The following is a 26454-nucleotide window of genomic DNA, read 5'->3' on the forward strand; positions in this document are numbered from 1 at the left end:
TTCAATCAATGCCTTTGTTGTGGGTACAACATAACAATGATAATCTCTTTATGAAAACACGTCACGCCGGCAAACTGATCGCCCTGCATAGCCTCTTGCTGCTTGGTCTCAGCATTTTCGCTTTTGCCGCCCCACCCAAAAAGGAATTTTTTCAGATTAAGATTTACAGCCTGAAAAGCAAAGAACAGGAAGCGAGGCTGGATAATTACCTCAAAGACGCTTATATCCCGGCTCTGCATCGAATGGGCATAAAAACCATTGGTGTTTTCAAACCGGCTGCAACCGATACAGCGGCATTCGGAAAGAAAATATATGTGCTGACGCCTTTCAAATCGTTGGACCATTTGTTTGCATTGCCGGAAAAACTGGGCAAGGATGCAGCCTACGTTTCCGCAGGTAAAGATTATATCGACGCCGAATACAAAAATCCGCCGTATTCCCGGTTTGAAACCATCATTTTGGAGGCCTTTGAGGATGCCCCTGTGATCACACCTTCTAAGCTGACGGTACCCAAAAGTGAAAGGGTTTACGAATTGCGCAGCTATGAGGGCCATACCGAGAAGATACATCTCAACAAGGTAAAGATGTTCAACGCAGGTGGCGAAATTCCTCTTTTCAGCAGACTGGATTTCAATTCAATATTTTACGGAGAAGTAATTTCTGGCAGTACGATGCCCAATCTGATGTACCTGACCACTTTTTCGGATAAAGCTTCGCGGGAAGAACACTGGAAAGCATTCTTTGCCTCACCAGAATGGACCAAGTTGAAGGCCGACCCACAATACATGAACAATGTATCCAAAAACGTAACCTCCTTTCTTTTTCCAGCTGACTATTCGGATCTGTAAGGAGGGACGATTATTGCTTGCGGTCGTCTTCCCAGATCAGCTTCTCGTTTGAACGTTCTTGAAAGAAATCGCTACATTTTCCATCCCCGGCGCCGGATAACCCTCCGTCGGGGGCGCAGATGACATTGCAGTTCTCATCCATCAGAACACTCGCAAAGTCGCAACACCTGGCGGGTATGTAGTAAACCGTCTCACCCTTATAAAGATACCTGTATATTTTCGCCGGAGGGTTCCATACTTTTTCCGCTTTGATCTGATCAATTTTCGAAACAATGCAGGAGGGCGTCTCCTTGGGGATGTCCTCCTTATTGCATCCGGAAATGACTACAAAGAGGAACAGAATGCGTAAACTTTTCATGAATAAAGGGATAATAGGTTGGCAGGTTTTTATATGACAATCTGAATGGCTGTTCCGTTGGGAGCGATGCGTCTAAGTTTACATTTTTCGTCAATAAATGTTGTTGTTCTTAGCGGATAAATTCATGGGGAACATTGGTATAGTAATTGCAAAGCACGCCTGTAGATCAAATAACCCTATATGAATTCAGATTTTAACAACAGACTAAGACAATTGCTGTTCTTACTGATCGTAATTGCATTGGCTGTCATCGTTTTCAGGCAGCTTTACACATTCTTTCCCGGTTTCTTGGGCGCGCTTACCTTGTATATCCTTTGCCGCAAATATTATTTTTATCTGACCCTGAAAAAAAACTGGAATAAGAGCCTGACTGCCCTGGCGTTCATGTTGTTGTTCCTGGCCTGTATCGTTGCGCCTGTTTATTTTTCACTTCAGATGGTTTACACCAAAATAGACAACGTAGTGAAGGATCCGGGCCAGGTGAATCAGGCGATTGACGCCATTTCTGCACAGATCAAGGACTGGACCGGGCAGGATTTGTTAACGAAGGAAGCCACAGCGGACATCCGGAAAAAAGCGGCGGGCTTCATTCCTGGCATCCTGAACAGCTCGGCAACTATGCTGGGTAATTTACTGATGATCCTGTTCCTGGTATTTTTTATGTTCCTCAACGGACAGTCAGTAGAAAAAAGCCTGCGGGCCGCCATTCCTTTGAAACCGAAAAACATTGATATGCTGTCCGACGAAATTATCGGAATGGTGCGGGCCAATGCGCTGGGGATTCCGCTTATCTCTGTGATCCAGGGCCTGGTGGCGGTGGCCGGGTATTGGATTTTCGGGATTAAGGATTTCGTACTTCTGGGGATGGTGACGGGTATCTTCGCCTTTTTTCCGGTGATCGGTACTGCGCTGATCTGGATCCCCTTGGTTATTTTCCTGTTTTCGACGGGTGAAAACGGCAAGGCGATCGGTTTGGGCATTTACAGCATGGTTGTGATTGGGAATATCGATTACCTTGCCCGCATTACTTTTCTTAAAAAGGTAGGGGATGTCCATCCGGTGACCACTATTCTGGGGCTGATCGCCGGCCTGAAATTGTTCGGCTTCTGGGGTTTTATTTTCGGGCCGCTGCTGATCAGTCTGTTGCTGGTACTGGTAAAAATTTATAAAAGCGAATTTACACAGGAAAAAACACCATGATAAATGACCAACCTGCGCTTTTTTGCAGGGCATTTTAGCTGACGCATTTTAATCAACAAGGCCGTTAAAAATCCGGTCGAGCTACAGAGCGCATTGATCGAAGAACGAGAGATGATTCAGGAACGCGGTAAACGGGTCAGGTAAAAAGAATAAGCCCCATTGCGGCTTATTCTCTATAGCTCGTTTTCTCTAGATCTCCGTATCAGTCTTTGAATCGATTTCGTAGTCAGCAACGTCCTTCTGATTGTCCGACCATTTGTACACGATCTTTCTGAACCGAAGATCACTCACGATTTCCTCTATACTATTGGTGAAGTTCTTTTGGGCTTTTTTGGGCTCAAACATACCTCCCGTAAAAGTAAGTATGTCGTTTTTGTCACCAGAAACTGAGACGTTGATCTGCTGCTGTTCCAGCACTTCCTTTTTAGACGCTACATAGGCGCCTCTCAGTTCCGGAAATTCCCTTTGCTGAATCTTCAGCATTTTTTGCTTTAAAACTTCACGCTGCGTGCCGATTGCCTTGTCCTTATTTCTTTTGACCTCGTTATAAAGCGCGGTGTTCGACTTATGCCAGGAAAGCTCGGTCGCAATGTCCGGCCTCACGTTTTGCGCAACAAGTTTTTGGTCGATATCGCTGATCTTATTGGTGATGAAAAGGCTGATGTCCTTGTTGGCGGAATTGTCTGCTGGTTTCGGGGCAAGGAAATGCCATCCCAGAAATCCCGAAGCCACGATCAGCAAGACCAGCATCACATACTGACCCAACCTCCCTTTCTTTATTTCGTTGTGTTCCATATCGTTTTTCTGTTGTTCGACTTTTTTTAAAGGTGTTAAATCAAGTTCGTTTAACACAGGTGTGAATCACATTTCAAAAAATATGCCATCAGGCTTTCGGATGAGCCCGCAACTTGCCAATCATTATGGTGGAATGAATTTTTGAGCATTCGGCATATTTGAAATATTGACCCAATTGTAATAATGAAGATGAATGAGTTTTATAACCAGGCCTTTGCCTGGATACTGAAAACCGGTCCAGGGGTTCTGCTGGGCATTGGTGTTTTGATTGCGGGATTCTGGCTGATTAAGGTACTTTCTCGATGGCTCAACGGCCATATGTTCCGTAATAAAATTGACCCATCGCTTACGCCGTTCCTTTTAAGCCTCACAATCACCACGTTGCGTGTGCTGCTGATCATTTGCGCCATGCAGGTCGTAGGCATTAAGATGACCGTTTTCGCTGCTTTGATCGGAGCAATCGGCGTGGTTGCCGGCCTGGCACTATCAGGCACTCTCCAGAACTTTACAAGCGGGATATTGATTTTGATCCTGAAACCTTTCGCAGTGGGGGACAATATCGTGGCGCAGGGACAGGAGGGTACGGTGAAGGCGATCAAGATATTTTATACCGTTGTCAATACTTTCGATAACCGTATGGTGGTGATTCCGAACAGCAAATTGTCCAATGAGGTCATCATCAACATGAGCGGCTTTGGGAGCAGGCGGCTTGATATTGAAATGAAATTTGGCAACAGCATTGATTTCGGTGTGGTCAAAAATACGATCAATCATGTCCTGGACAATGCTCAAAGTGCCCTTAAAGTACCCGAAAGACGCATTGGGATCTCATCGCTAGAGGCGGATGGGTACAAGGTAATGGTAAACGTCTGGCTGGATGCGCACGGATTTGTGGACACAAAAATGGACATCCAGGAACGGATCATGGAAAGCCTGAAAAGCTCAGGGCTGAAATTGCCGGGGCTTTAGTGGAAATTCAATATCTACCTGCCGGCCCCTTTGATATAGAGCAGATAGCGGGTTTCCAGCGTTCTGCTTCTGGTTCTTTGATTTAGAAAATCGTATTTCAATGTGCTGATATGGAAGTGGGAGGGGGTGGCCCTTACTTCCGTATCGACGCCCGCTTGCCGCAAACTATCAGCAATAAAGGCCGTAGTATACAGATAACCGGGACCGGCCTTGATGAAATTTCGCAGTGTATTCGGGTCCTTGATGAGCGTCACTTCCCCTGGCGAATAGAATTCAAATGAATAGGAAAATGACGCGTATGCTGCGACAGGCAGATGCTTGTCCCTAGCCGGGATCGCACCGGCCGCCTGCCGGCCCGACTGAAATTGCAGGAGAAAAGGATAGAAAAATAAGAACAGAAAAATATACATGATTGCAGCAGTGGCGTAACCCCGGTACAGAAGCTGCTGAAGCTGATTTTTTGAAGGAAAGAACAAACCGGCAAAGATGACCAATAGTGCGACGGAAAATGCGATGGCCCCATTTTCCAGTCCGGCAATATATTGCAAAGCGCCTATGAGCAGCCATGTTAAAACAGCCAGCACTGTTTGAACGATCACCAGGATTTTAAGCTTCGACCGAACCGATAATTGATAGAAGAAGTAGGCGGTTATGATCGAAAAGTGGGGGAATAGGATAACCAGATAGTGCGGCAACTGAAATTTTGAAAGAGAAAACAGCAAGAAGGTTAGCAACGCACTGCCGTACAAAACCCACCGCAGCGGATTACGGTCCCTGTCAAATCCGACCAGATATACCAATGCCGAAACCAGCCCGGCAGACCACGGAAGAAATGCCCACAACGTTGTATGTAAAAAGAATGTAGGGTTTCCCCTTCCTTTGATCGGACCCGTATTGAAGAAGCGGCCGAACTGGCTATCCCAGAAGAAAAACCGGAGTCCCGACACACCGGTTTTCCCGAAGACGATCTTTTCGGGATGAAGGTCAAACTGGATGTAGAGGCTGTACAATTCGGGGGTGATGAAAACAAGGCACAGCAGCAGCATGACCCACCATCGCGGCTTGAAAAATTCGCCGAACTGCTTGGTTATCAACCAAAATAGGATCCAGCCGCCAGCGATTGTGATCAGGACGAAAATGCCCTTGGTCATGATGGCGCAGGCGGCAAACAGTGCAGCGGCAGGAATGTGGGCCCCATGCTTACTCCTATAGGCGGCCAGCATATGCCAGATGGCCGCGATGATGCAGGTTGTGAGATAAGGCTCCGCCCGGACGTCAAAATTGTTCAGTGTGCTGTGCAGGGCAACGGCCGAAACAAGCACCGCGATCTTACCGACCTCTTCATTAAATAAATCCCGGCCGATCAGATAGGTATACCAAAGGCCTGCCAGCCAGAAAATAAAAGCCGGCAGCTTGTATGCAAAGCCCGTAACGCCGAAAATCTTGTAACTGATGGCAGCCATCCAGAATGGGAAATGAGGCTTGTCGAGCCAGTCGTGGCCGTCGCCGAACAAATTGGCCCAATCGTTGTGCTCCGCCATGTGCCGGGCGATAGTGGCGTACAATGCACCATCGGGCTCGATGATATCCAGCCATAATCCGGGAATATTGAGTGCAATGCCTGTAAAAAGTAACCAGGGAAAGTAACGTTTCAGAAAGGGGTCGTTCATAATCCGGACTTGGACACCACGATGCGGGTGGATTGATTTTGTGGCCGCAAGTTAACCAAGAACGGTTTCAGATTCCGCTAAAATTTTGATCAGCCCGTAGTTTTGGCGGTCATTAATAAGTTCTGAAATATTTTTATCGGGACAAAGATGTTTTTCAGCCGCGAATGGCGGAAGTAGATTCGTGCCCATTCGTGGATCCGTGGCTAAGATAGGAGAATTGCGTACATTGTCCTTCCTTATATTTCCGATCAATTTTATGAAAAAAATCATCTTGTGTGCTGCGCTGGCCTTTTGCTGTCAGGATCTTTTCGCCCAGGCTTCTTCTGGCAGCAGCCTGGGTTTTGTGCGTTTAAACCATTTGGCATTGCAGGTGAAGGATATCCCTGCGAGCAGGGATTTTTATCGGGATATTGTCGGTCTTAAGCCGGTTGAGGTCCCCGACAGCCTGAAAGCAATCCGTGCCTGGTTCGACACCGGCGACGGGCAAATGATCCACCTTTTGGCCGGACGTAACTTTCCGGTCGTCAATGACAGAAACGGAGGCCATTTCGCCATGTTTGTCAGTTCTATTGCGGGTTCCGAAAAGTTTTTGATCAGCAAGAAAATCCCTTTTCACAAGCAGGTAAGGTTCGACGGGGTAACCCAGATCTATTTCGCCGATCCCGACGGTTACCTGATTGAGTTGAATGAGAAGAAAAAATAGTTAGTGGACAACACTCGCGAGATCAGGCCGTTCGAACACCTCCGTTTCCGGCCTGGTTTCAATCCACCAGATTTGCCTGCATTTTGGATCGTAGTATCTGGCTAGTTTCCCTTTAAAAAGAACCACTTTTCTGATCTCCTTTTTCAGAGGCGTCATGTTGCTCCCCGCACCATAAACCTGCCTGAACCCGTCGAGGAAGTATGGTTGATCCTTTAAGTTGCGAAGGTCAAAATCGTGGATATCTTTGACTTCAACGTTGCGTTTCAGCAGGGCGGTCGGGGGGGCTGTTTTATGAAGGGGGAAAGTGAGGTAAGTGATTTCCTTGCACAAGCCTCTTTCGCCGCGGTTCTTGTATTCCTGGTTCTCATCGACCAGATAAGGATCATCTTTAAACGCGTCATTAATTGCCTTGTAGTCTACTTTTTTGCCGTCAAGATACAGCTGCGTCATGCCTTCATAGCCGACCAGCTCTTTTTTCCTGTCAAAATACCCGTTTCCGAACTTGGTAATGACATCCTTCGGCCAGGGATAAGCTTTTTTGAAATCGGCTTTAAGTATATGCTCTGTAAGAAATTCATCGAAAGTGTTGTTAAGATAATTTTTGACCGCGTCTTTGATTTTCCCTGAATAATTTGACTCAAAAAACTTGTGTTTTGAGACGCTGTAAAATTCAGATGTAACATCCATCCTGCCATGACGCCCCAGAAATATGATCTCAAAACCTCCAAAAGCCCCATTCCTCTCGAATTCCAGGTTTTGCGAAAGCCCGAATTGATAGAATTTGTCGCCCTCATAGCTCAATGAATAGTTGAATTCCGGCAAGTACCGATTGGCAGATCCAGGAGGGTGCGGATTTTCATTTGCATTGACTTTGACCTCCTGGTAATAAAATCCATCCTTGTCGGTGCGGATCACTTTCAAAAACTTTTCTCCATGTTTTAATGACAACGGAAGGTTACCCAAAGGCTTATTGGATTCGCCATCGAGGATCATGCCGGATATGTACAGCGTACCGGAGTCGGATTTGATAGTTTGGGAAAAGATTTTAGATTGATTTCCATCTACTATTTCGCGGATATCATTGCGAAAAATAAGCAACAAGACTGCGATAATGGGCAAAACGAGCAAAAATGCGGAAAGCAGAAATACAGGTGATTTTTTCTTGTTCATCATCACAATGCGCTGTTTGAGTGATGAAAAACTGAACGGATTGGCGATCCTGTATTCCGGAACGCCTGCAACTTTGAGCAGCAAATATTGATATTGTCGGGCATCGACATGATTTTCCAATACTTTCCGATCCGCTATGAATTCTAGGTTTTGCCGGATCGCATGACGCAACAACCAGGCGAACGGATTGAACCAGTTGACAATGCACAGCAACTCGCTCCATATCACATCCCATGTGTGTTTTTGCTTCACGTGGACATATTCGTGCAGAATAATTTCTTTGAGCTCGTCGGGTTGATGCAGTGCAGGGTTATAAAATATGGAATTGCCAAAAGAGAATGGGCCAACTTTTTTTTCAAGGTGATAGATCTTAATATCGTCTTCTGATACAAGCCGCGCGGTCCGGCGGATCCTCGCATAGAAAAATGCGTGCAGCGCAAATCTCAGCAGTATCACGATCGTGCCGGCAAGGATTACAAAAGGCAGCCATTGTTCAAAATCAAAGCTGCCTGGCTGATCCATTGGAACGATTGTGGCCTGCATGACGGTCAACTGATGGATGCTTGGAATCCGGTCCATGATCTGGTGACCTTTTTCAGAAGACAGGCCCGAAAGTGATGGATCGACGTCGATGAGCGGAATAATGAAACTGAGAAACGTATAAATAAGCAGGTACCAGCGGTTCCAGTCATAAAAAGTCAATCGCCTCAGGACCAATTGATAAAATAGACCGACGGCAGTCAGGCTAACCGACAATTTGAAAAGATATTCAATGACAGGCGCCATGGGCAGATGAGTAGGTGGTTAGTTTTTATTCTCAATCAACCTGATAATGTCTTTGAGCTCGTCGGCGGAAATGTTGTTTTTCTCGACAAAGAAACTCACAAGCGACTTGTAAGAATTTTCAAAATAATCTTTCACGACGTTCCCCATAAACTTTTGTTTGTAGTCTTCCTCCGAAATGGCAGGGGAGTACAGGTTCACGTTACCGATCAAACGGCTTTGAACGTAACCTTTCTTCTCGAGATTTTTGATGGTGGAGGCAACTGTGGTGTAGGGACCTGGTGCTTCCATTGCTGCCATAAATGCTTTGATACTCCCTTCGCCCGTTTTCCAGACGGCGAGCATGGCATCTTCTTCCTGCTGCGTTAATTTCTCCATTACTACGATGTTTTCGTAAATTTACGAATATTTCGTAGAGGGCAAACTGACTCACTAAATTTTTCTCAGACCACGTCGTTTTGCCCCTTGTAGAACTGAACTTTCTTAAACATTTCGATGAGCGTTGACACCTGCAGCTTTTCAAAAATCCTGGCCTTATAAGTACTCACAGAGCTTTCGGTGAGATTGAGATAGATAGCGATTTCCTTGGTCCAAAAACCGCTGAGAAGCATATCCATTACTTCCAGTTCCCGCTGAGAAAGCTGTTCGAGTGGGTTTGTCATATTGGATTTGCTTTCCAGTGTGTGACGGAGCAGTTGTTGCTGGCTGTTCAGGCTGAGATAATGGCCAGAATCGAACATCGACTGGATTGCACGCCTGATTTCGTTTTGGGAAGCGTTTTTGGACAGGAATCCATTGGCACCGGCCTTGATGTAGTGCAACGCATATATTTGCTCTTCCAGACTGGTGAACACAAGTATCAGGACTTTGGGTTGAATCTCGCGGATTTTAGAGATCATGTTAAAGCTTTCGCCCTCGGGAATGCTGATATCCAGAAGAATCAGGTCGAATGGGTGTGAGCTTACCTGGGCGATGGCTTGCCCAAAAGTGGCGGCTTCGAGAATAGCAACCGGGTCCACCAGGTCCATGATGAGATATTTAGTTGCCAGTCTGACAATCGCATGGTCTTCAACCAGTAGAATTTGTTTCATTGTATCGAGGGGCGGAAGCAAATCGTGATGTCCCACTGGGAGACCGGAAATAGAACGTTAAGCCAATTTATTCATTTTGCATAGTAACCTTTCGCTGGGCAGGAGTTAAGTTCATCCATTTACCAAATCTATTTTGAAATAATTTAAGTCTGTTATCACTAGTTCCTTAATAAGCAAAAATAGAAATAATTCTACAATTCGACCATTGGCCTATCCTCGTCATCATGACACAAAAAAAGGCGTTGCTTACAGAAGCAACGCCTTCATTACGTTTTCCTTCACGGCTATTTGACCGGCCTTTTGAAAAGCGCTTCATCTACCGGTTCGTTAACGCTTATTTTATTGGTTATGAAGGACATAGTGCCCATTTGAGGGTTAGAAATATCCATAGCATTTGGAAACTTTACTCCGTTGATCTCCTTATAATCGGTAAGCTCCATTTCGCCATCCTGACCGTTCATATTAACCTTCACTTTGCTGATCAGGTATGTATTGGCATCCACGTACTGGTCCATAACCTGTCCTTCCTTGGAAGTTACTTTGAGGTGGAACACGTCTTTCTTGTCCACTTTTTCTTTGCCTATCAACTCAACCTGGTTTCCCTTTTCTTTGTAATTCACCAATCCTCCGAATGGGTCCAGAGAGCTTATTTGTTGTTTTAGCTGATCGGCGGGCATATCTTCCGGTTCACCCGTTCCGCCCATCATGGTCGGCCGGATCATCCAGCCTTTCGAGTCGCTCACTACCTGCACCATGGAGTTGCCCATCACCGTAGATTCAGTGCGGACGGATTTTCCTACAACCAGGTAAGTCTTATTGGGAATTTCCATTCCCTGGACGGCCAGCGAACGATCGATTACAAGCGTATTGACTGCTTTGATTTTATCAAGGCCGCCCAAAGCTGCCACGTGTTTGTCGACGATTTCGTCAACACTTTGTGCGAATGAACCCGCCGAGATGAGTGTGGCAGCAATAGCCAAGAATAGTTTTTTAGTTTTCATAAGTAAGTTTGATATGCGTTAAATTCAGTTTGTGACTATGAAAGAAGGAGCCCAGTATGAACTACCTTGGTGAGCTGCCGCCAGCGGGAGCACCACCGCCGGATTGCTGTCCGCCACTGCCATCGCTCTTCACGTCGTCGTTGTTGACAGACTTGGCTTTTCTCTTCGGCGCATCCATGGTCATTTTACCGATTTTGTAGGTAAATGTCAGACGGATGCCGCGGTTGTAAAGATATACATCATTGACCTGATTGAATTGCAGGGAAGTCAGCTCAGTATGAATGTTGAAGCGCTTGCTCAGGAAATTCTCAGCCGCAAGTCCGACGCTTCCCTTTTTGTTATTAAATTCCTTTTTCACACCAATGGTATAAAATCCGAATCCGCCTTGCATTCCTTGCAACTGGACCTGATTTCCCTGCATAAATCCGAAAGCCTGCGCCCCCCAGCCATTGGCGAATGTAGCCTGTGAGAAAATCCCCCCGCTAATATTAAATCCGTCGTTTTTAATTTCTTGCTGCAGACCGTTCTGGCCAATCGTTACGCCTGTTAACGTGGTGTAGAAAACGTTGGCAAAGATACCGACATTGATTTTGGTCGTGGCAGCAACGTTGGCAAACAGGTTGGTACCATAAGCATGCTGTTTTCCAATATTTTCATAGGTGGTCACGATCGCGCCGGCCAGCGTATCGGAAGGCTGGCGGACCTGGCTGATAGCGTTGTTGGTAACCCTCCCGAAGAATGTCGCGTTCACAAATGTTTTCTTGATGTTTTTGCTGACGCCCAGTTCAAAGTTATTGGTCAGTTCCGGTCTCAATTTCGGGTTACCGATGGTAATGTTCTGCGGGTTGGCCGAGTTGAAGTTCGGGTTCAGCTGCTGCAATCCGGGGCGCTGGATCCTGCGGTTATAACCCAGTTTCAGGGTTGTTCCTTTGATCGTTTTGGAAGCGTTCACACTTGGCACCAGCACGGCGTAGTTACCAACGCCCACCGTTCCTTCATTGGTACTGGCGTCGATAAAGGTATGTTCGTAGCGCAAGCCTCCTTTCAGGGTGTACCTTTTCTTCGTCGTATAAGTATAGGACGAATAGGCAGCCGCGATGTTCTGATGGTAAGTAAGGTCTCCCGCAGGCTGGTCTGTTTCAGGTCGGAAATCGCCGGTCGGGTCTGCAATCAGAAAGCTGTAAGCACTTGTTACTTTCCTGAAAATTCCCTTTCCGCCAAATTCCAATAGCTGGTTTTTCTTGATGGGTGTTTGATAATCAGTTTGCAAGGTGTATTCCTGATTGACACTCTTATTCAAATTTTTCTGGCGGCCGGTTAGTTCATTGCTGCCATTCAACAGGTTTGCATCGAAGTCGTTGGTAAGGTCGTTGCGACTGTACAAGGTAGAAATGCTCCATTCCTGTTGCGGCTTGAAAGTGTGCAGGTAGTCTACGTTCACATCCACAGTTCCGGAAAGGTTTCTTGTATCCACATCTCGGCTGTTTGTAATGTCTGTCGATCCGGTCTTGCTGAGCCTCGTTATCAGGTCCTGCTGATTGCTGAAATTACGGACACCATATTTCACGCCCGCCGTGAGGCTCTGATTCTTGGCTATATCATAATCAAAGCCAAGATTATAGTTTCCAAACAGGCCACGGCTACTTCCATCGCCAGTTTGAAGCGTCTTAGTAGTCACATTTTCTACGGTACTGGTTTGCTCCAGGGAAGTCTTGGTAATGGTATTGTAAATCCCCCGGCCAAACCCGCCGATCGTAAAACCTGCTTTTCCCTTCCGATAACCTCCGTTGAGCGACAACATGGACCCGCGGTTACCTACACCGGCATCTACATTCAGGTTAAGTCCCTGCAAGCTGTTCTTTTTGGTAATGATATTGATGATTCCACCCGAACCTTCGGCATCGTATTTCGCTGAAGGGCTGGTAATTACTTCCACCGTTTTAATCTGATCGGCCGGGATTTGTTTCAATGCATCCGCCACGCTGTTGGCGATGATCGTACTGGGTTTGTTGTTGATCAAAACGCGGATATTCTGACTGCCGCGAAGTGATACATTACCGTCAAGGTCGACGGTCAAAAGAGGTACTTTGCGTAAAATGTCCGTCGCATCGCCCCCTTTGGCCGTAATGTCCTTCTCGGCATTGTAAACCAGCCTGTCCACCTTTTCTTCAATCAATGCGGCTTGTCCTGTTACGGTCACTTCATTGAGTGTTTTTGTATTGGAAGCCAGCGTGATAACTCCCAGGTCCAGCTCCTGGCCTTTACCGAGCGCAATGTTGTCGAGCGTCCTGTTGGCATAGCCGATGAAGGATACCAGCACTTTGTAATTTCCGGCAGCCAGCTTGCTCAGCGTGAACTTTCCTTTTTCATCGGCCATTGTACCGTCTATGGCTTGACCATTGGTTTTATTGTAGAGCGCAATGCTCACGAACTCAATGGCTTTGGAAGAAGCGGAGTCAACAATAGATCCTGAAATTTTAGAAGAACCTTTCGGGGTTTGGTCGCCCGCAGTACCTGGAAGCGCTTTTGGCTGTGTGGCGCCGCCACCCGGAAACTGCGCAAAGGCAGGTGTCAGAAGTGAAGCCAGAACAATAGTAGCAGTGAGCAGAAGTTTAGACATTTTCATGGTTTTAGAATTGATGCCATAAAATTGCCACATAACTGCTACCGGGGAAAGCAAATTATGACAAAGGTTAAAATAAAAGGGATGGATGTGCTTATTGGCCTGCCAGATCTTTATATCCTATTAAAACAACACCTTTCGCCTGAATCGCATCTTTTACTTTTTTGCTGGTAAAAAGATCAGTTACACCTTGCCGGTCCCGGGCCACATCTTCATAGCCGATGTGGTGGATTGCTTTTAATTCATCATCATCCAGGCCCGGATGGTCCACAAAAAGGTAAGTTTTTCCGGATTGCAGCTGATCAAGCATTTTGATGAAGCTCTGTATTTTTTCTTCCGAGGTTTTGTGAGCGCCGTCGTAGCCTGCATACGCGAGATTCGCCGGTTCGGGATCAATCGGAATTTTGTATTCTTGTGCCAATTTTTTTGTTAATTCCCTCACTTCCGGCGAGATACCCGTGCAGCCCATATGCGACGACAAGTGACTGATACGTGGCAGCTTTTTCAACGCAATTTCAATCTGCGCGCGAAATTCCTTCTCAATGTCGGCGATTTTCCAGTTATTATCCTTGATAGCGCGTTTTGGATAATTTTTATTTGGATGGATCATCGGGAAGAAATAGCCATCCTCATCCCGGAGACTCGGACAGTCGGACACCGGCCGCCATTTAACGTTGTCCCACTCGCTGGTGATTGCCAGGTGGATACCGACATCTACGCCGGGATTTTCGTTCAGCATTTTCACCGCTTCCGGAAACCAAGGCGAGGGTACGATAATTTCAATAGCGGTTTCGATGCCTTCCTTGTAACTTTTAATGAGCGCCAGGTTACCGGAATGGGAATAGCCCATGTCATCACCGCGAACGATCAGACGGGGACCTTTTTGCTGACCGAAAGCGGCAACTCCGATCAGCGAGAATAGGAGCGGGAGCAGGTTTTTCTTCATATGTACCTGAAGTCGTGCCGTTGAGATTCTTACCTGCCTGGGTAAAAAACAGTTCCGCAACCATTGCAGCGAAACGGTTATTACGCTTGTTTTCTCTCCTGATTTGCCTGGAAGGTTGAAATAGTTATCTGTTATTTATTGAAGGCCGTTTTGAGTTCGTCCGCTGTATATGCCATTGCATCTTTTGCTTCGGTAACAAAGAGGCTCATGCCAAAAACCCCTGATTCACAGCTTTTCAGCAAGCATTTCATGTCCTTTACTGCGGGCAACTTCGCTGGCGCTCCTGCCTGCCACTGCGATCTTTCGGGACCACCTTGCACGGCGATGGCCTTCTTTACGGTACACAAATAAGCGCATCATGGGATTTTAACTGTTTGGATCAGTTATTTCGAATTTTAAAATGGTAGCACACGTGATCTTGTTGGTTCTGTACCAGATATGTCCGTACCATTCCAAAGATTTGCACGATGTCAGACGATCGTCGGCATGCTTTTAAAGTTCACACCAGCCCTTGGCGTAAAGGATCAATTGGATGGTTTCGGGAAACGGCGACTATATTTACGGCATGGAAAAGGAGAACGCTTTAAATGGTGTAAAGGAAATCGCCAGACGGGCCAGGGTGTCCACAGCTACGGTTGACCGCGTGCTGCACAACCGGACCGGGGTTTCTGAAAAAACAAGAGAGAGGGTCAATGCGATCGTTAAAGAGCTTAATTATCAGCCCAATATTCTTGCAAGTAGGCTCGCTTCGCGGAAAGTGATCACGCTCGCGGTATTGATCCCAAATGTCTCGCAGGAAACCAATTACTGGGAAGGCCCGCTGAAAGGGATTCGGCGCGCTGAGACTGAGATCAGCCGGTATGGCGTACAGACGAACATTTTCTTTTTTGATCTCAACAGCAAAGAGTCATTTTCCAGGCATGTTAAGGAAATCATGCAAATGGATATAAATGGTATCCTGATTTCGCCCTCTTACATAGAGGAAACCACGAGCCTTGCGGAAGATTGTAAAAAACGAAAAATCCCCTTTGTATTCATAGATTCTGACGTTCCCGATCTGCAGCGGCATTGCTACATCGGGCCGCATCTTTATAAAAGCGGCTATGTAGGTGCCAAGCTACTTACTTACAGGCTGGAAGAAAACAAAAAGATATTGATTATCAATATTTCAAAAGAGGTAGACCACTTCAATTATCAGGGAATAGAAGATGGCTTTCGCGCCTTTTTTAAGGATAATCAGCAGCCAAATGAAATCGTCCGGATTGACATCAGGGAAACCGACTACCAGTCCGTGGCGCGGCACCTCACCTATGTTTTCCATTTAAATAAGGATATCGGGGCCGTATTTGTGACCAACTCCCGTGTTCATACCGTGGCTTCCTTTCTGAAAAACAGCCACCGTGCCCATGTTTCGTTGATTGGCTATGATTTTTTGAAAGAGAATGTAGACTATCTGGAAAAAAGGGTCATCGATTTTCTGATTTGTCACCGGCCCGAGGAGCAGGGGTACCGGGGCATGATGGCCCTCTACCAAATGTTAATTGTTAATTCACCCATTGCCCCGATTCATTATATGCCAATTGATATTGTGACAAAAGAAAATTATGAATTTTATCAAAATTGATTACATCCCCAGATATCTTTTTTATATTTACGGGCACGTGCCCGTAAATCGCCGAGCGCATTGAAATTTTAACCCAAACAAACCCTTTACTTTGGAAAATTTTAAATCTGGGGTAGTCCGGTGGCTTAAGTCACTTGGTCCTGGCATGATCACCGCCGCATTGGTCTTCGGCCCGAGCAAGCTCACCATCACTTCAAAAATGGGGGCGCTTTATGGCTATTCCCTGCTCTGGCTTGTTTTCGCCGCAATCTTTTTTATGGCGGTCTTCACTGGCATGGCGACCCGGATTGGGGCTGCCACCGATATTTCTCTTCTGGCAACGGTCAGACAAAAATGGGGAAATGCGGCAGCGGTTGGCATGGGTATAGGCGTCTTTCTGGTAGCTACCTCATTTCAGGCAGGTAATTCAGTTGGCGTTGGCATTGCGGCGGGAGAACTTTTTCACACCTCGACCGTTCCATGGATCATTTTTTTTAACCTACTGGCTATCGGACTGCTTTTTTTCAGGAGTTTTTACTCGGTTCTCGAAAAGACGATGATCTTTCTGATCGTTGTTATGCTTATATCATTTATCACCACCTTTTTCTGGGCAAAGCCCGATGCGGGTGAAATGGTAAAGGGAGTAGTTTTGCCCTCTATCCCGGCGGGTTCAACCGGGCTCATTATCGCCTTTACCGCGAGTTGCTTCTCTATTGTCGGGGCATTGTATCAGGCATATCTGATCCAGGAACGTCTCAGGACAAATCCTGCATTGAAAAATGAGAAGAGCAGCAGCAATACCGGTATTATCCTGCTGGGAGTGATGTGTTTCATCGTAATTGTCTGCGCCGCCGCCATCCTCAAACCGAAAGGGATCCCCGTCACATCGGCCTCTGATATGGCCAAGGCGCTGGAGCCGCTTTTTGGCAGATATGCTTCGGCGTTTTTCCTGATCGGGCTTTTTGGTGCCGCATTCTCTTCTGTGATCGGGAATGCTTCGGTTGGGGGCACGTTGTTAGGTGATGCGCTGGGCCTGGGCAGTAATTTTTCTTCCAAATCCGTGCGTTACCTCGTAGCACTCGTGATGGTGATTGGGGCTTTCATTGCAGTGAGGTTCGGCAAATTACCCCTTGAACTGATTGTTTTCGCGCAGAGCGTGACCATTTTCGTGGTTCCCTTCATAGGGACGGTCATGTACCTTGTCGGGAACGACAAAAAGATCATGGGTGATCGGGTCAACAGCCCTTTTGTGAAAGTGGCAGCAGCCCTTGGCCTTCTGATCATCTTCTCACTGGCGATCATCAATAGTAAAGAATTATTCTTCAATAACCCGCTTTTCAAATAATGGACGAAAAAGAATCTCTGGAAGAAAGATGGCTTAGTCCGTCGGATGCCCTCATCGAAGACATCAAAAAAATAGATGGCGACATCATGGTACTCGGTGCCGGTGGGAAAATTGGCCCAAGTATCTGTCGGCTTGCCAGGCAGGCGATCGGGAAGGCGGGTCTGGACAAGCGCGTGATTGCGGTTTCCAGGTTCAGCGAGGAAGGCCTGGCAGCCGGCCTGAATGCAGAGGGGATCGAGACGATCGTAGCGAATATATTGGATGATAGGCACTTACAAAGCCTGCCTGAAGTGGAAAATGTGCTGTACCTGGCCGGCACCAAATTCGGTACTTCCAGCAATGAGCCTTATACGTGGGCGATGAATACTTACCTGCCTGGCCGTGTAGCCGAGAAGTTCAGGAAATCAAATATCGTGGTCTATTCGACAGGTAATGTGTATCCTTTTACACCCGTGAACTCAGGAGGTGCGACGGAGGAACTGCGTGCCGACCCGGTTGGAGAGTATGGGCAATCGTGCCTGGGAAGAGAACGGATGTTCCAGTATTTTTCCTCGGTTTACGGCACGCCCCTGCTAATTTACAGACTGAACTACGCGATCGACTTCAAATATGGCGTTCTGCTGGAAATTGCAAAATCGGTACTGGCCGGAAAGCCTATCGATGTGAACATGGGCCATGTCAATGTAATCTGGCAGGGCGATGCCAATGAAATGGCGATCCGGTCATTGCTGCATTGTGAGGCGCCTTCGAAACTGTTGAATATTACCGGCCCCGAAACGGTGTCGTTGCGGTGGCTGGCGAAAGAATTTGGTAAAGTGTTTGAGACGGAGCCGCAATTCATCGGAGAAGAACAGCCCACTGCGCTGCTGAGCAATGCGGCGGAATCTTTTCGGTTGTTTGGCTACCCGCGTACCACTCTGAAACAGATGATCGGTATTACGGCGCAATGGTTATTAGAGGGCGGCAAGACGATTAATAAGCCGACGCATTTTCAGGAGCGCAAAGGGCAGTTTTAAAATTTTGAGCGATGTTAAAAAAAGAGATTAAGAACCTGTTATTTGAAGGTACCGTCATCCCGGCGCACCCGCTGGCATTGAACAACCATCTGCAGCTGGACGAAAGTAAGCAGCGTGGCCTGACCAGGTATTACATGGCGAGCGGCGCAGGCGGAATCGCTATTGGTGTGCATACAACCCAATTTGAGATCCGCGACCCGCATATTAATCTGTATGAAAAGTTGCTGGACATCACAGCTGATGAAATTAACAGAGCCAGCCTGGATCGTCCCTTCATCAAGGTTGCCGGCATAGTAGGGCCCACCAGCCAGGCTTTGCAGGAAGCCGGTATTGCCGTGAAATATGGTTATGATCTGGGCCTCGTCAGTATGGCAGCCTTAAAGCAACAGTCAGAAGATGAGATCATTGAACATATCAGACGAGTAGCGGAGGTCATTCCGGTATTTGGTTTCTATTTGCAGTCCGCGATCGGCGGGCGGATTTATACCTATGATTTTTGGCAGAAATTTGCAGAAATACCCAACGTTTTTGCGATCAAAGTGGCAGCTTTCAACAGGTATCAGACCCTGGATGTCGTGAGGGCGGTAGCTTCATCATCCCGGGCGGACGATATAGCACTTTACACAGGCAACGATGATAACATTGTGGCCGACCTGCTGACACCTTTCAGGTTTCACATAGGCAACAGGACAGTCGAGAAAAGATTCGTCGGCGGGCTGCTCGGACACTGGGCGGTTTGGACAGAGAAGGCGGTAAAGCTGCTCCGTTTTGTGAAAGAAAGCATTGCCACCGATAAGAACATCTCCGAACTTATGAGTATCAACGGGGAAGTTACGGATATGAACGCAGCGATTTTTGACCCTGCCCATCAGTTTCACGGCTGCATTACCGGGGTGCATGAAGTGCTGCGCCGACAGGGGCTGATGGACGGGATCTGGACGCTGAACCCCGCAGAAAATCTTTCTCCAGGTCAGTACGAGGAAATTACCAGGGTCACCGAAGCGTACCCACATCTCATTGACGACGCGTTTGTTAAATCACATTTGGCACAGGAACAGGCTGTGCACTAACCGGCGAAGGGTTCCTCCTTTCGCCGATTTGCTGCCGCCACATGGCATAATACAAACCTTTCGACAGCAGCAGTTGCTCGTGTGAACCTGTTTCGACAATTTTTCCTTTTTCCAGTACATAGATAACGTCGGCATGCATCACGGTGGAAAGCCTGTGGGCGATGAGGATCGTCATCTGTTCCTGGTTTGCCGAAACGTTCCGTATCGTAGCGGTGATATCTTCCTCGGTAATAGAATCCAGTGCGGAGGTGGCCTCGTCGAAAATAAGCAATCGCGGCTTTCTTAGTAATGCACGGGCGATAGAGATCCTTTGTTTCTCCCCACCGGAAAGCTTCATGCCGTTTTCACCGAGCATGGTATGGATACCGTTGGTGGCTTTTTCAATCAGTTTCAGGGCAGAGGCTTTCGATAGTGCTTCATGGATTTCGTCGTCCGTTGCGCTGGGCTTGACATATAGGAGGTTATCTTTGATGGTTCCGGCAAACAGCTGCGTTTCCTGAGTTACAAATCCAATCTGTCTTCGCAGGGGATTGTAGCGGATCAATGAAGAATCGGTTCCGTTAAATTCGATTTTGCCCTCGACAGGAAGGTAAAGGCCAATCAGTAGTTTGACCAGGGTGGATTTACCCGAGCCAGAGGGTCCCACAAATGCTATTGTTTTGCCCGACTCGACCTCAAATGAGATCTCGTCAATGGCATTGTAGCTGGAGGTCCGGTGCCTGAATACAACCTGACTGAATTTCAAATGATGAAGCGGCCCTAGCTCCACCGAGTTTTCCGGCCTTTGCTCAATGGGTTTGTGCATCAGCTGATCAAACGTTTTCAGTGACGCGTCCACTTCTCTGTATTGCAGGATCATATTGCCGAAATCCTGCAACGGGCCAAAGATGGCCGTTGAAATAAACTGCATGGCGATCAGTTCCCCGGTGGTCAGGATTTTGCGGAAGATCAGCCAGAGCAGGATAAAAAGAATGGATTGCTTCAGGAGGTTTAGGGTAATGCCTTGTAAAAAGGTAAGAAGGCTGACATTGCGCGCCTTGAACATTTCGAGCTTGAATATTTCCATGGTCTGCAGGTTAAGCCGCCTGATTTCCGAAAACGTAAGTCCGAGGCTTTTGACCAGCTCGATGTTCCGTAGGCTTTCCGTGATGATCCCCGCCTGAATGTTCGTCTGTTTATTAATGCTTCTCTGAATGGTTTTGATCTTTCGCGACAGCAGGCCGGTGAGAGATCCCAAGACGAGCACGCCCACAAAAAAAACCGGCACCAGCAGCCAGTTTTTATTGAGGCTGTACCAAATCAGAAAACCGACCCCGACGAGGGATGAAAAGAGGATGTTGATGAATGAATTGACAAAACGTTCGGTATCCGTTTTGACCTTTTGCAGGATGGCCAGCGTAGTGCCGCTCCGGTTTTCTTCAAATTCCTGAAAGGAGAGGCGTAACGTCTGCTTGAGCCCGTCGTTAAAAATACTCATCCCAAAGTGAGCAACTGCCTTTCTGGTCAGGTATTCCTGTCCCGACTTTAAAACCTTGGCAACCGCCGCAATGCCGAGTGCAATCCCAAGCCAGACCATCACGTCGGCGATCAGTGCTTTTTCAGGCAACTTTTTGGGGTTGGTCGCGTACTGGTCTATTATTTTTCCAAAAATCAGCGGGTCCAACAAGTTCAGCAGTTGAGCGGCGGCGGCAAGAAACAGCGAAATGAGTATCGTTTTGCGCTGCGTCCTGAGGTATTTCCAGAGTATTTTCACTTGAATGATTTTTGTTTCGTGTTCCGTTTTTCCTGTTCCTGGGAGCTTCGAAAGATCAGGATAGCTGCCTGACTGATGAGCCTAAAAAGTCATTCCCGTTATTAATGGACCTTCTAACGGATGGGAAGTTACATCGCAAACCTTTGCGGTACGCATTGCGGAAATTTTTTAATTCATTTGTTTGCAGCGGTTTAATTATTGCCACATCTTCCGGCCTGAGTTCTAAACCTGAAAACGATGTTGAAACCTTTTGCCAAACTGTTAGCCGGGATTCTGTTGACCGGTACGTATGCTCCTGTTTTTTCCCAATCCGCAAAGCCAATCCCGGCGATCAACTCCAAAGACGGCCGCCACACGCTGATGGTCGATGGGAAGCCCTACCTCATTCTCGGCGCGCAAATGTGGAATTCGAGCGGCTGGCCGGATATTCTTGACAAAACATGGCCTCAATTGAGGGACTTGCACTGCAATACACTCGAGGTACCCATCTATTGGGAAAATATTGAAAAAGAGCCTGGCCGGTTTGATTTTGCTGATCTGGATCGACTCATCCTGGATGCCCGCCGCGAAAACATCCGGCTGGTACTGCTGTGGTTTGCTTCCTTCAAAAATGGCAGCTCGCAATATATTCCCGTTTGGATGAAAGAAGATTCCAGGCAGTTTCCCAGGATGCTCGACACTGGCGGCAGGCCGATCCAGGTACAGGCTACCATTTCAGAAAATAACCGCAATGCCGATGCGAAAGCGTTTTCGGCAGTTATGGCGCATATCAAAAAAATTGATGAAAAAGACAGAACGGTGATCATGGTGCAGGCCGAAAACGAACCTGGTTCATTGGGCACCGACCGGGACTATTCCGAAGAGGCGACGAAGCTTTTTAACCAGCAGGTACCGGCGAAACTAATTTCAGCATTAAAGAAAAAACCGGGGACATGGCAGCAGGTATTTGGGGTCGACGCAGCGGAAACGTTTTCGGCCTACCATATGGCGGCATACATTAACTACGTCGCCACCGAAGGCAAAAAGCAATATCCGCTTCCTGTTTACGTCAATTCCTGGCTCAGAGAAAACCGATTTGAACGTGCCGGCGAGCATCCCAGCGGCGGTCCGACCTCCAATATGATCGATGTTTACAAAGCTGTTGCGCCTGCAATCGATCTTTGCGCGGTTGATATTTATAACCGTAATTATGTGCAGTTCAGGGATCTGTGCGACAAATATGAGCGTCCTGACAATGCACTGTTTGTTCCCGAAACCGGTAAGGGAATGCTCTTCGCGCGTTTTCATTTTTATGCAATCGGCGAATACAACGCGATTGGTGTCGCGCCTTATGGTATCGATCCATTTCACGCAGACCCTAACGACAAGCGCGATAAAACGAAGCTGGACGGAAAATTTGATGCAATTGCGGAAAACTATAAACTACTGACGCCGGCCATTCCTTTGATCACGTCCTTACAGGGCACAGGCAAACTCAAGGCTGCGGTGGAAGAGGATGGGCTGGGGGAGAAGCTCCTGCATTTTACCGATTATGACCTGTTGTTTTCGTTTGGATATCCTTCTTACAAAGAGACCAAAGAGCCCACCGGGAGGGTATTGGTTGCCGAAACAGCACCGGATGAATTCTATCTGTTGGGATTTGACGCCAAATTCCAGTTCAGGCCCAGGTTGGGTTCCGGTTTTTCCGCCTCAGAATTCATTTATGTCGAGGAGGGTACCTTCGAAAACGGAAACTGGAAAAGGCGCCGCATCTGGAACGGCGACGAAGTATATCATTCTACATTAACACCCGACGGTGTCATTCTGAAAGTCAAGCTTCGCGGCTTGCAATCAGACCAGTACAACACGAAGCCGAACTTCGAGCAGTAGTTTTTCGGCGCAGGCTTGGCAAGTCTCCGAGACTTGCCAAGCCTCACCTCCGACCTGAAATATTTATAATTTCTGTTTTTCCTCCCTTTTTAAAAAAATTTACAAAAAGATCATATAGCGATCCGTAACAGACCTTTCCATTTTCTGCAAAGGTTTGCGAAAAGGGTTGCGGAAATTTTTTAACTGTTTTATTAGCAGATAGTTAAATAATAATTCATCTTACTTCAAAAGTGTGCAATTGACACAATAGCGATTCCGGCCGGATCTTGATTTTGTGCAATCATCTCACCAATCGTAGTTTAGTTTTCACCGGATTTGCCATCATGAGCAAGTCTCAAATGCTGTTTATTTATGCTCATAAAAAACTACTCACTTAGCAGGTATTCCTGTTGTCTGGCGCTTGTGGCCATCCTCGGCTGGGATACCGATGCGATAGCCTCAAGCACATTGGCATCGGTTGTGAAGGAAAACCGGTCGGGCGGATTCGCCGAGACCGACGTACGCGGCAAGGTATTGTCGGATCGAAACGAACCGCTTGTAGGCGTGAACGTTATTTTGAAGGGGACGTCTGTGGGCACCACAACAGACCCGGACGGAAATTACCGGATTACTGTTCCGGATGGGGGCACGCTGACGTACTCTTTTATCGGTTATTTGTCGCAGGAAGTTGTCGTTGGCAACCGGTCGGAGATCAACGTTCAGCTGATGCCCGATACGAAAATCCTGAACGAAGTGGTCGTGACCGCGTACAGCAGTCAGAAGAAAAAGGACATCACCGGCTCGGTAGCAGTGGTGAATGTGAAGGATATGACTAAACAGCCAACCGGGTTGGTGTCCAATTTGCTGCAGGGGCAGGCAGCGGGCGTGACGGTCATTTCTTCCGGGCAACCAGGCGCCGAACCGCAGGTCCGTATCCGGGGTATCAACACTTTTGGCAACAACACCCCGCTGTACGTGGTCGACGGTGTGCCGACGCAGAACAGCACCAACCTCAATCCCAACGACATAGCGTCTATCCAAGTTTTAAAAGATGCTGGGGCGGCATCCATTTACGGTTCGAGGGCTTCCAATGGGGTGATCATTATTACCACTAAAAGAGGGACAGGAAAAGTCTCTGTCCAGTACGATACTTACTATGGCGTGCAGATCCCAAAATCCGGTAACGTATGGAATTTGCTCAATCCAACAGAAGAGGCCAACCTGCGCTGGATCGCCAACAAGAATTCAGGTCTGCCGATCAATGACCCGATTTACGGCTCAGGCCCCACGCCGGTTATCCCGGATTACATTTATCCCTTGGGAAAAATGGAAGGCGACCCGGCTGTGGACCCCGCAAAATATTACGTGAATCCCAATTTTAAGACCGACGACGATTACAATCGGTTTTACAGGATTATCAAGGCTAATAAAGCAGGCACGGACTGGTTTCACGAAGTGTTCAAACCGGCCATGAACAGCAGCCATAACCTGTCGGTAAGCGGTGGAACGGATAAAGGAAATTACCTGATATCCCTCAATTACCTGAACCAGCAGGGCACATTGCAGACCACTTATCTGAAAAGGTACAACCTGCGGGCCAATACACTTTTTCACGTGAACAAACACATCAGGATTGGAGAAAACCTGACGTATACTATCAGCAGTAACCCCCAGGTAAGCGAGCTGTCGGACAACAATGTGATCTACTACACCTCTCAATTGTCCCCGATTTTCCCGGTTTATGATATCAAAGGAAACTATGCGGGCATTTTTGGAACAGGGTACAATGGCAATAATCCAGTTGGGATGCTCGACAGGCTCCGCGACAATCGCAACCTGGGCAACAGGCTTTTTGGTAATATGTTCGCAGAGGTGGACCTCTTTAAAGATTTTACTTTCCGCACCAATTTCGGAGGTGAAATGTATTCGGGCACTGCGCGCTCTTTTGTTTACCCGACTTATGAAAACAATGAAAATACCAAATACAATGCCTATTCCCAGAGTTCCTCGGGCGGATATGCATGGACCTGGACGAACACGGTCAACTTTCATAAGACGTTTTTGGCGCACCACGACCTGACCGTGATCCTGGGTAATGAAGCCTATAAATCCTATTATGAAAACCTGGGAGGCAGCACGCGGGACTATTACACTTTCGATCCCAATTACACCACCTTGTCGACTGGTTCGGGCATCCAGAGCAATTATAGCGGCAGAAGTTTTGAGTCGTTGAATTCGCAGTTTGGCCGCCTGGACTATGCATTCAGGGATAAGTACCTCCTGAGCGCCACCATTCGCCGCGATGGTTCTTCGAAATTTGTGACCTATCAGTATGGCTGGTTTCCGTCGCTCAGTGCGGGCTGGCGCATTTCGGAAGAAAAATTCATGGGGGGCGTCAAATGGCTCGGAGACCTGAAACTGAGAGGAAGCTGGGGTGTAATGGGTAATCAGCTTAATGTCAATGCTAATAATGGTTATTACACTTTTGTGATGGACAAAGCGGCATCTTACTACGACATTGGGCGGACCAACAATTCCAACCAGCCGGGATTCCAGGTTGGCCAGATCGGTAACCCCGATGCCAAATGGGAGCGTAATATCAATGCGAACATTGGTTTGGACGCCACTTTCCTTGCGGGGGCTTTGGATGTGTCGGTCGATTATTTCAGAAAGGACATTAAGGATCTGCTTTACAATCCGGCCGTTCCTGGAACACAGGGCCCGGGAACAGTACCGTTCGTCAACATCGCAGGGACTACCAACCGGGGGATCGACCTTTCTATCAATGCCCATAAAAATCTTGGCCCGGATCTGAAACTGAACGTTGGCGCCACCTTTACCTCGTACAAAAACAAAGTGACGCGTGTTACCGACAACACCAATTATTTCTTCTCGACAGGCCGCGCTTTAAACGGGATCAATTTTGTACGAAACGAGGTAGGCCATCCGATCGGCGCTTTTTATGGATACAAGATCATCGGATTCTGGAACACCACTCAGGAACTGGACGCCGCCAATGAGCAAGCGCGCCAGGTTACCGGTGATCCTGCCACGGTTTACCAGACCGACCAGGCTTTGGGACGGTTCCGTTTTCAGGATGCGAACGGCGACGGCCGCATCACGGCCGACGACCGGGTTTTTCTTGGAAACCCCAACCCCGATTTCAATTACGGCCTGAACTTAGGCCTTACTTACAAACACTTTGATCTGAGCATGTTCTTCTATGGTGTTCAGGGCAATGAGATCTGGAACCAGAACAAGTTTACCACCGATTTTTACGCGTCATACGTGCAGGCCAAAAGTAAAACAGCCTTGTATGATTCATGGACCCCTGAACACAAGAATGCCAAGGTGGCTATCCAGGAAACCAAGCTTACCGCCGCTACTAACGGGTCGCCGACGTCTTATTACATCGAAGACGGATCTTACCTGAAACTGAAAAACATCCAGCTCGGCTACCATGTGCCAGCCGGGCTGTTGTCCAAAGCGGGGGTGTCCAGTCTGCGCGTTTACGTCCAGGCGGCCAATGTATTTACACTTACCAAATACACGGGCCTTGACCCGGAAATTGGTGGTACGGCCACCAGTTTCGGTGTCGATAAGGCGATGTACCCCAACGACCGTCAGTTTTTGGTAGGAGCCCAATTGAGTTTTTAATCATC

The 26454-nt window shown here is 47.5% G+C and carries 21 protein-coding genes; 10 read left to right on the forward strand and 11 right to left on the reverse strand.

Annotated elements, in window-relative coordinates:
* The first annotated feature begins 50 nt into the window (after positions 1-50).
* Positions 51-848, forward strand: a complete 798-nt coding sequence (locus AC1XUF_RS03765; RefSeq protein ID WP_483340322.1) for an NIPSNAP family protein — start codon at positions 51-53, stop codon at positions 846-848.
* A gap of 10 nt (positions 849-858) precedes the next feature.
* Here AC1XUF_RS03765 and AC1XUF_RS03770 read toward each other — a convergent pair whose 3' ends face one another.
* Complete coding sequence (locus tag AC1XUF_RS03770) at positions 859-1206, reverse strand: DUF6970 domain-containing protein (RefSeq protein WP_483340323.1); 348 nt, start codon at positions 1204-1206, stop codon at positions 859-861.
* A gap of 180 nt (positions 1207-1386) precedes the next feature.
* Between AC1XUF_RS03770 and AC1XUF_RS03775 the strand changes: the two genes are divergently transcribed.
* Positions 1387-2406, forward strand: coding sequence for an AI-2E family transporter (locus tag AC1XUF_RS03775; RefSeq protein ID WP_483340324.1), 1020 nt, complete (start codon positions 1387-1389; stop codon positions 2404-2406).
* 189 nt (positions 2407-2595) lie between these two features.
* Here AC1XUF_RS03775 and AC1XUF_RS03780 read toward each other — a convergent pair whose 3' ends face one another.
* On the reverse strand, positions 2596-3201 hold the full coding sequence (locus AC1XUF_RS03780; RefSeq protein ID WP_483340325.1) for a hypothetical protein: 606 nt from the start codon (positions 3199-3201) through the stop codon (positions 2596-2598).
* Between the two features lie 189 nt (positions 3202-3390).
* On the opposite strand from AC1XUF_RS03780, the gene AC1XUF_RS03785 reads away from it, so the two are divergent.
* Entirely contained in the window at positions 3391-4170 is a 780-nt protein-coding gene (locus tag AC1XUF_RS03785) for a mechanosensitive ion channel family protein (protein WP_483340326.1), read from the forward strand.
* 14 nt (positions 4171-4184) lie between these two features.
* On the opposite strand, the gene AC1XUF_RS03790 is transcribed toward AC1XUF_RS03785, so the two are convergent.
* Positions 4185-5840, reverse strand: a complete 1656-nt coding sequence (locus tag AC1XUF_RS03790) for an ArnT family glycosyltransferase (protein WP_483340327.1) — start codon at positions 5838-5840, stop codon at positions 4185-4187.
* Positions 5841-6096: 256 nt separating this feature from the next.
* Between AC1XUF_RS03790 and AC1XUF_RS03795 the strand changes: the two genes are divergently transcribed.
* Positions 6097-6543, forward strand: coding sequence for a VOC family protein (locus AC1XUF_RS03795; RefSeq protein ID WP_483340328.1), 447 nt, complete (start codon positions 6097-6099; stop codon positions 6541-6543).
* On the opposite strand, the gene AC1XUF_RS03800 is transcribed toward AC1XUF_RS03795, so the two are convergent.
* The 7 genes from AC1XUF_RS03800 to AC1XUF_RS03830 all read right to left on the reverse strand — a co-directional run bounded on the left by AC1XUF_RS03800 (position 6544) and on the right by AC1XUF_RS03830 (position 14517).
* Complete coding sequence (locus AC1XUF_RS03800; RefSeq protein WP_483340329.1) at positions 6544-8499, reverse strand: M56 family metallopeptidase; 1956 nt, start codon at positions 8497-8499, stop codon at positions 6544-6546. It abuts the gene before it with no gap.
* A gap of 18 nt (positions 8500-8517) precedes the next feature.
* Positions 8518-8874 carry a BlaI/MecI/CopY family transcriptional regulator gene (locus AC1XUF_RS03805; RefSeq protein ID WP_483340330.1) on the reverse strand — a complete coding sequence of 119 codons (357 nt, stop codon included), beginning with the start codon at positions 8872-8874 and terminating at the stop codon, positions 8518-8520.
* Between the two features lie 65 nt (positions 8875-8939).
* Positions 8940-9587, reverse strand: coding sequence for a response regulator (locus AC1XUF_RS03810; protein WP_483340331.1), 648 nt, complete (start codon positions 9585-9587; stop codon positions 8940-8942).
* Positions 9588-9871: 284 nt separating this feature from the next.
* Positions 9872-10588 (reverse strand): outer membrane lipoprotein-sorting protein, encoded by a 717-nt coding sequence (locus tag AC1XUF_RS03815; protein ID WP_483340332.1) that lies wholly within the window; start codon positions 10586-10588, stop codon positions 9872-9874.
* Positions 10589-10649: 61 nt separating this feature from the next.
* On the reverse strand, positions 10650-13214 hold the full coding sequence (locus tag AC1XUF_RS03820) for a TonB-dependent receptor (RefSeq protein WP_483340333.1): 2565 nt from the start codon (positions 13212-13214) through the stop codon (positions 10650-10652).
* Between the two features lie 91 nt (positions 13215-13305).
* Positions 13306-14157 carry a polysaccharide deacetylase family protein gene (locus tag AC1XUF_RS03825; RefSeq protein ID WP_483340334.1) on the reverse strand — a complete coding sequence of 284 codons (852 nt, stop codon included), beginning with the start codon at positions 14155-14157 and terminating at the stop codon, positions 13306-13308.
* A gap of 225 nt (positions 14158-14382) precedes the next feature.
* Positions 14383-14517, reverse strand: coding sequence for a hypothetical protein (locus tag AC1XUF_RS03830; RefSeq protein WP_483340335.1), 135 nt, complete (start codon positions 14515-14517; stop codon positions 14383-14385).
* A gap of 172 nt (positions 14518-14689) precedes the next feature.
* Here AC1XUF_RS03830 and AC1XUF_RS03835 point away from each other — a divergent pair, with 172 nt between their 5' ends.
* From AC1XUF_RS03835 to AC1XUF_RS03850, 4 genes are all read left to right on the forward strand, one after another.
* A complete protein-coding gene (locus AC1XUF_RS03835; protein WP_483340336.1) occupies positions 14690-15781 on the forward strand; it encodes a LacI family DNA-binding transcriptional regulator in 1092 nt (363 codons plus the stop codon).
* A gap of 91 nt (positions 15782-15872) precedes the next feature.
* Entirely contained in the window at positions 15873-17105 is a 1233-nt protein-coding gene (locus AC1XUF_RS03840) for an Nramp family divalent metal transporter (RefSeq protein WP_483340337.1), read from the forward strand.
* The gene (locus AC1XUF_RS03845) at positions 17105-18121 is read left to right on the forward strand and encodes an NAD-dependent epimerase/dehydratase family protein (RefSeq protein ID WP_483340338.1); all 1017 of its coding nucleotides are present in this window, start codon (positions 17105-17107) and stop codon (positions 18119-18121) included. The genes AC1XUF_RS03840 and AC1XUF_RS03845 overlap by 1 nt, the downstream gene beginning before the upstream one ends.
* A gap of 11 nt (positions 18122-18132) precedes the next feature.
* Complete coding sequence (locus tag AC1XUF_RS03850; protein ID WP_483340339.1) at positions 18133-19191, forward strand: dihydrodipicolinate synthase family protein; 1059 nt, start codon at positions 18133-18135, stop codon at positions 19189-19191.
* Here AC1XUF_RS03850 and AC1XUF_RS03855 read toward each other — a convergent pair.
* Positions 19154-20944, reverse strand: coding sequence for an ABC transporter ATP-binding protein (locus tag AC1XUF_RS03855; RefSeq protein ID WP_483340340.1), 1791 nt, complete (start codon positions 20942-20944; stop codon positions 19154-19156). The genes AC1XUF_RS03850 and AC1XUF_RS03855 overlap by 38 nt on opposite strands.
* 237 nt (positions 20945-21181) lie before the next feature.
* Here AC1XUF_RS03855 and AC1XUF_RS03860 point away from each other — a divergent pair, with 237 nt between their 5' ends.
* Positions 21182-22813, forward strand: a complete 1632-nt coding sequence (locus AC1XUF_RS03860) for a DUF5597 domain-containing protein (protein WP_483340341.1) — start codon at positions 21182-21184, stop codon at positions 22811-22813.
* Positions 22814-23164: 351 nt separating this feature from the next.
* Positions 23165-26449, forward strand: a complete 3285-nt coding sequence (locus tag AC1XUF_RS03865) for a SusC/RagA family TonB-linked outer membrane protein (protein WP_483340342.1) — start codon at positions 23165-23167, stop codon at positions 26447-26449.
* Positions 26450-26454: the final 5 nt, after the last annotated feature.

Source organism: Dyadobacter sp. HNCC25DJ185 (genome assembly GCF_056895195.1).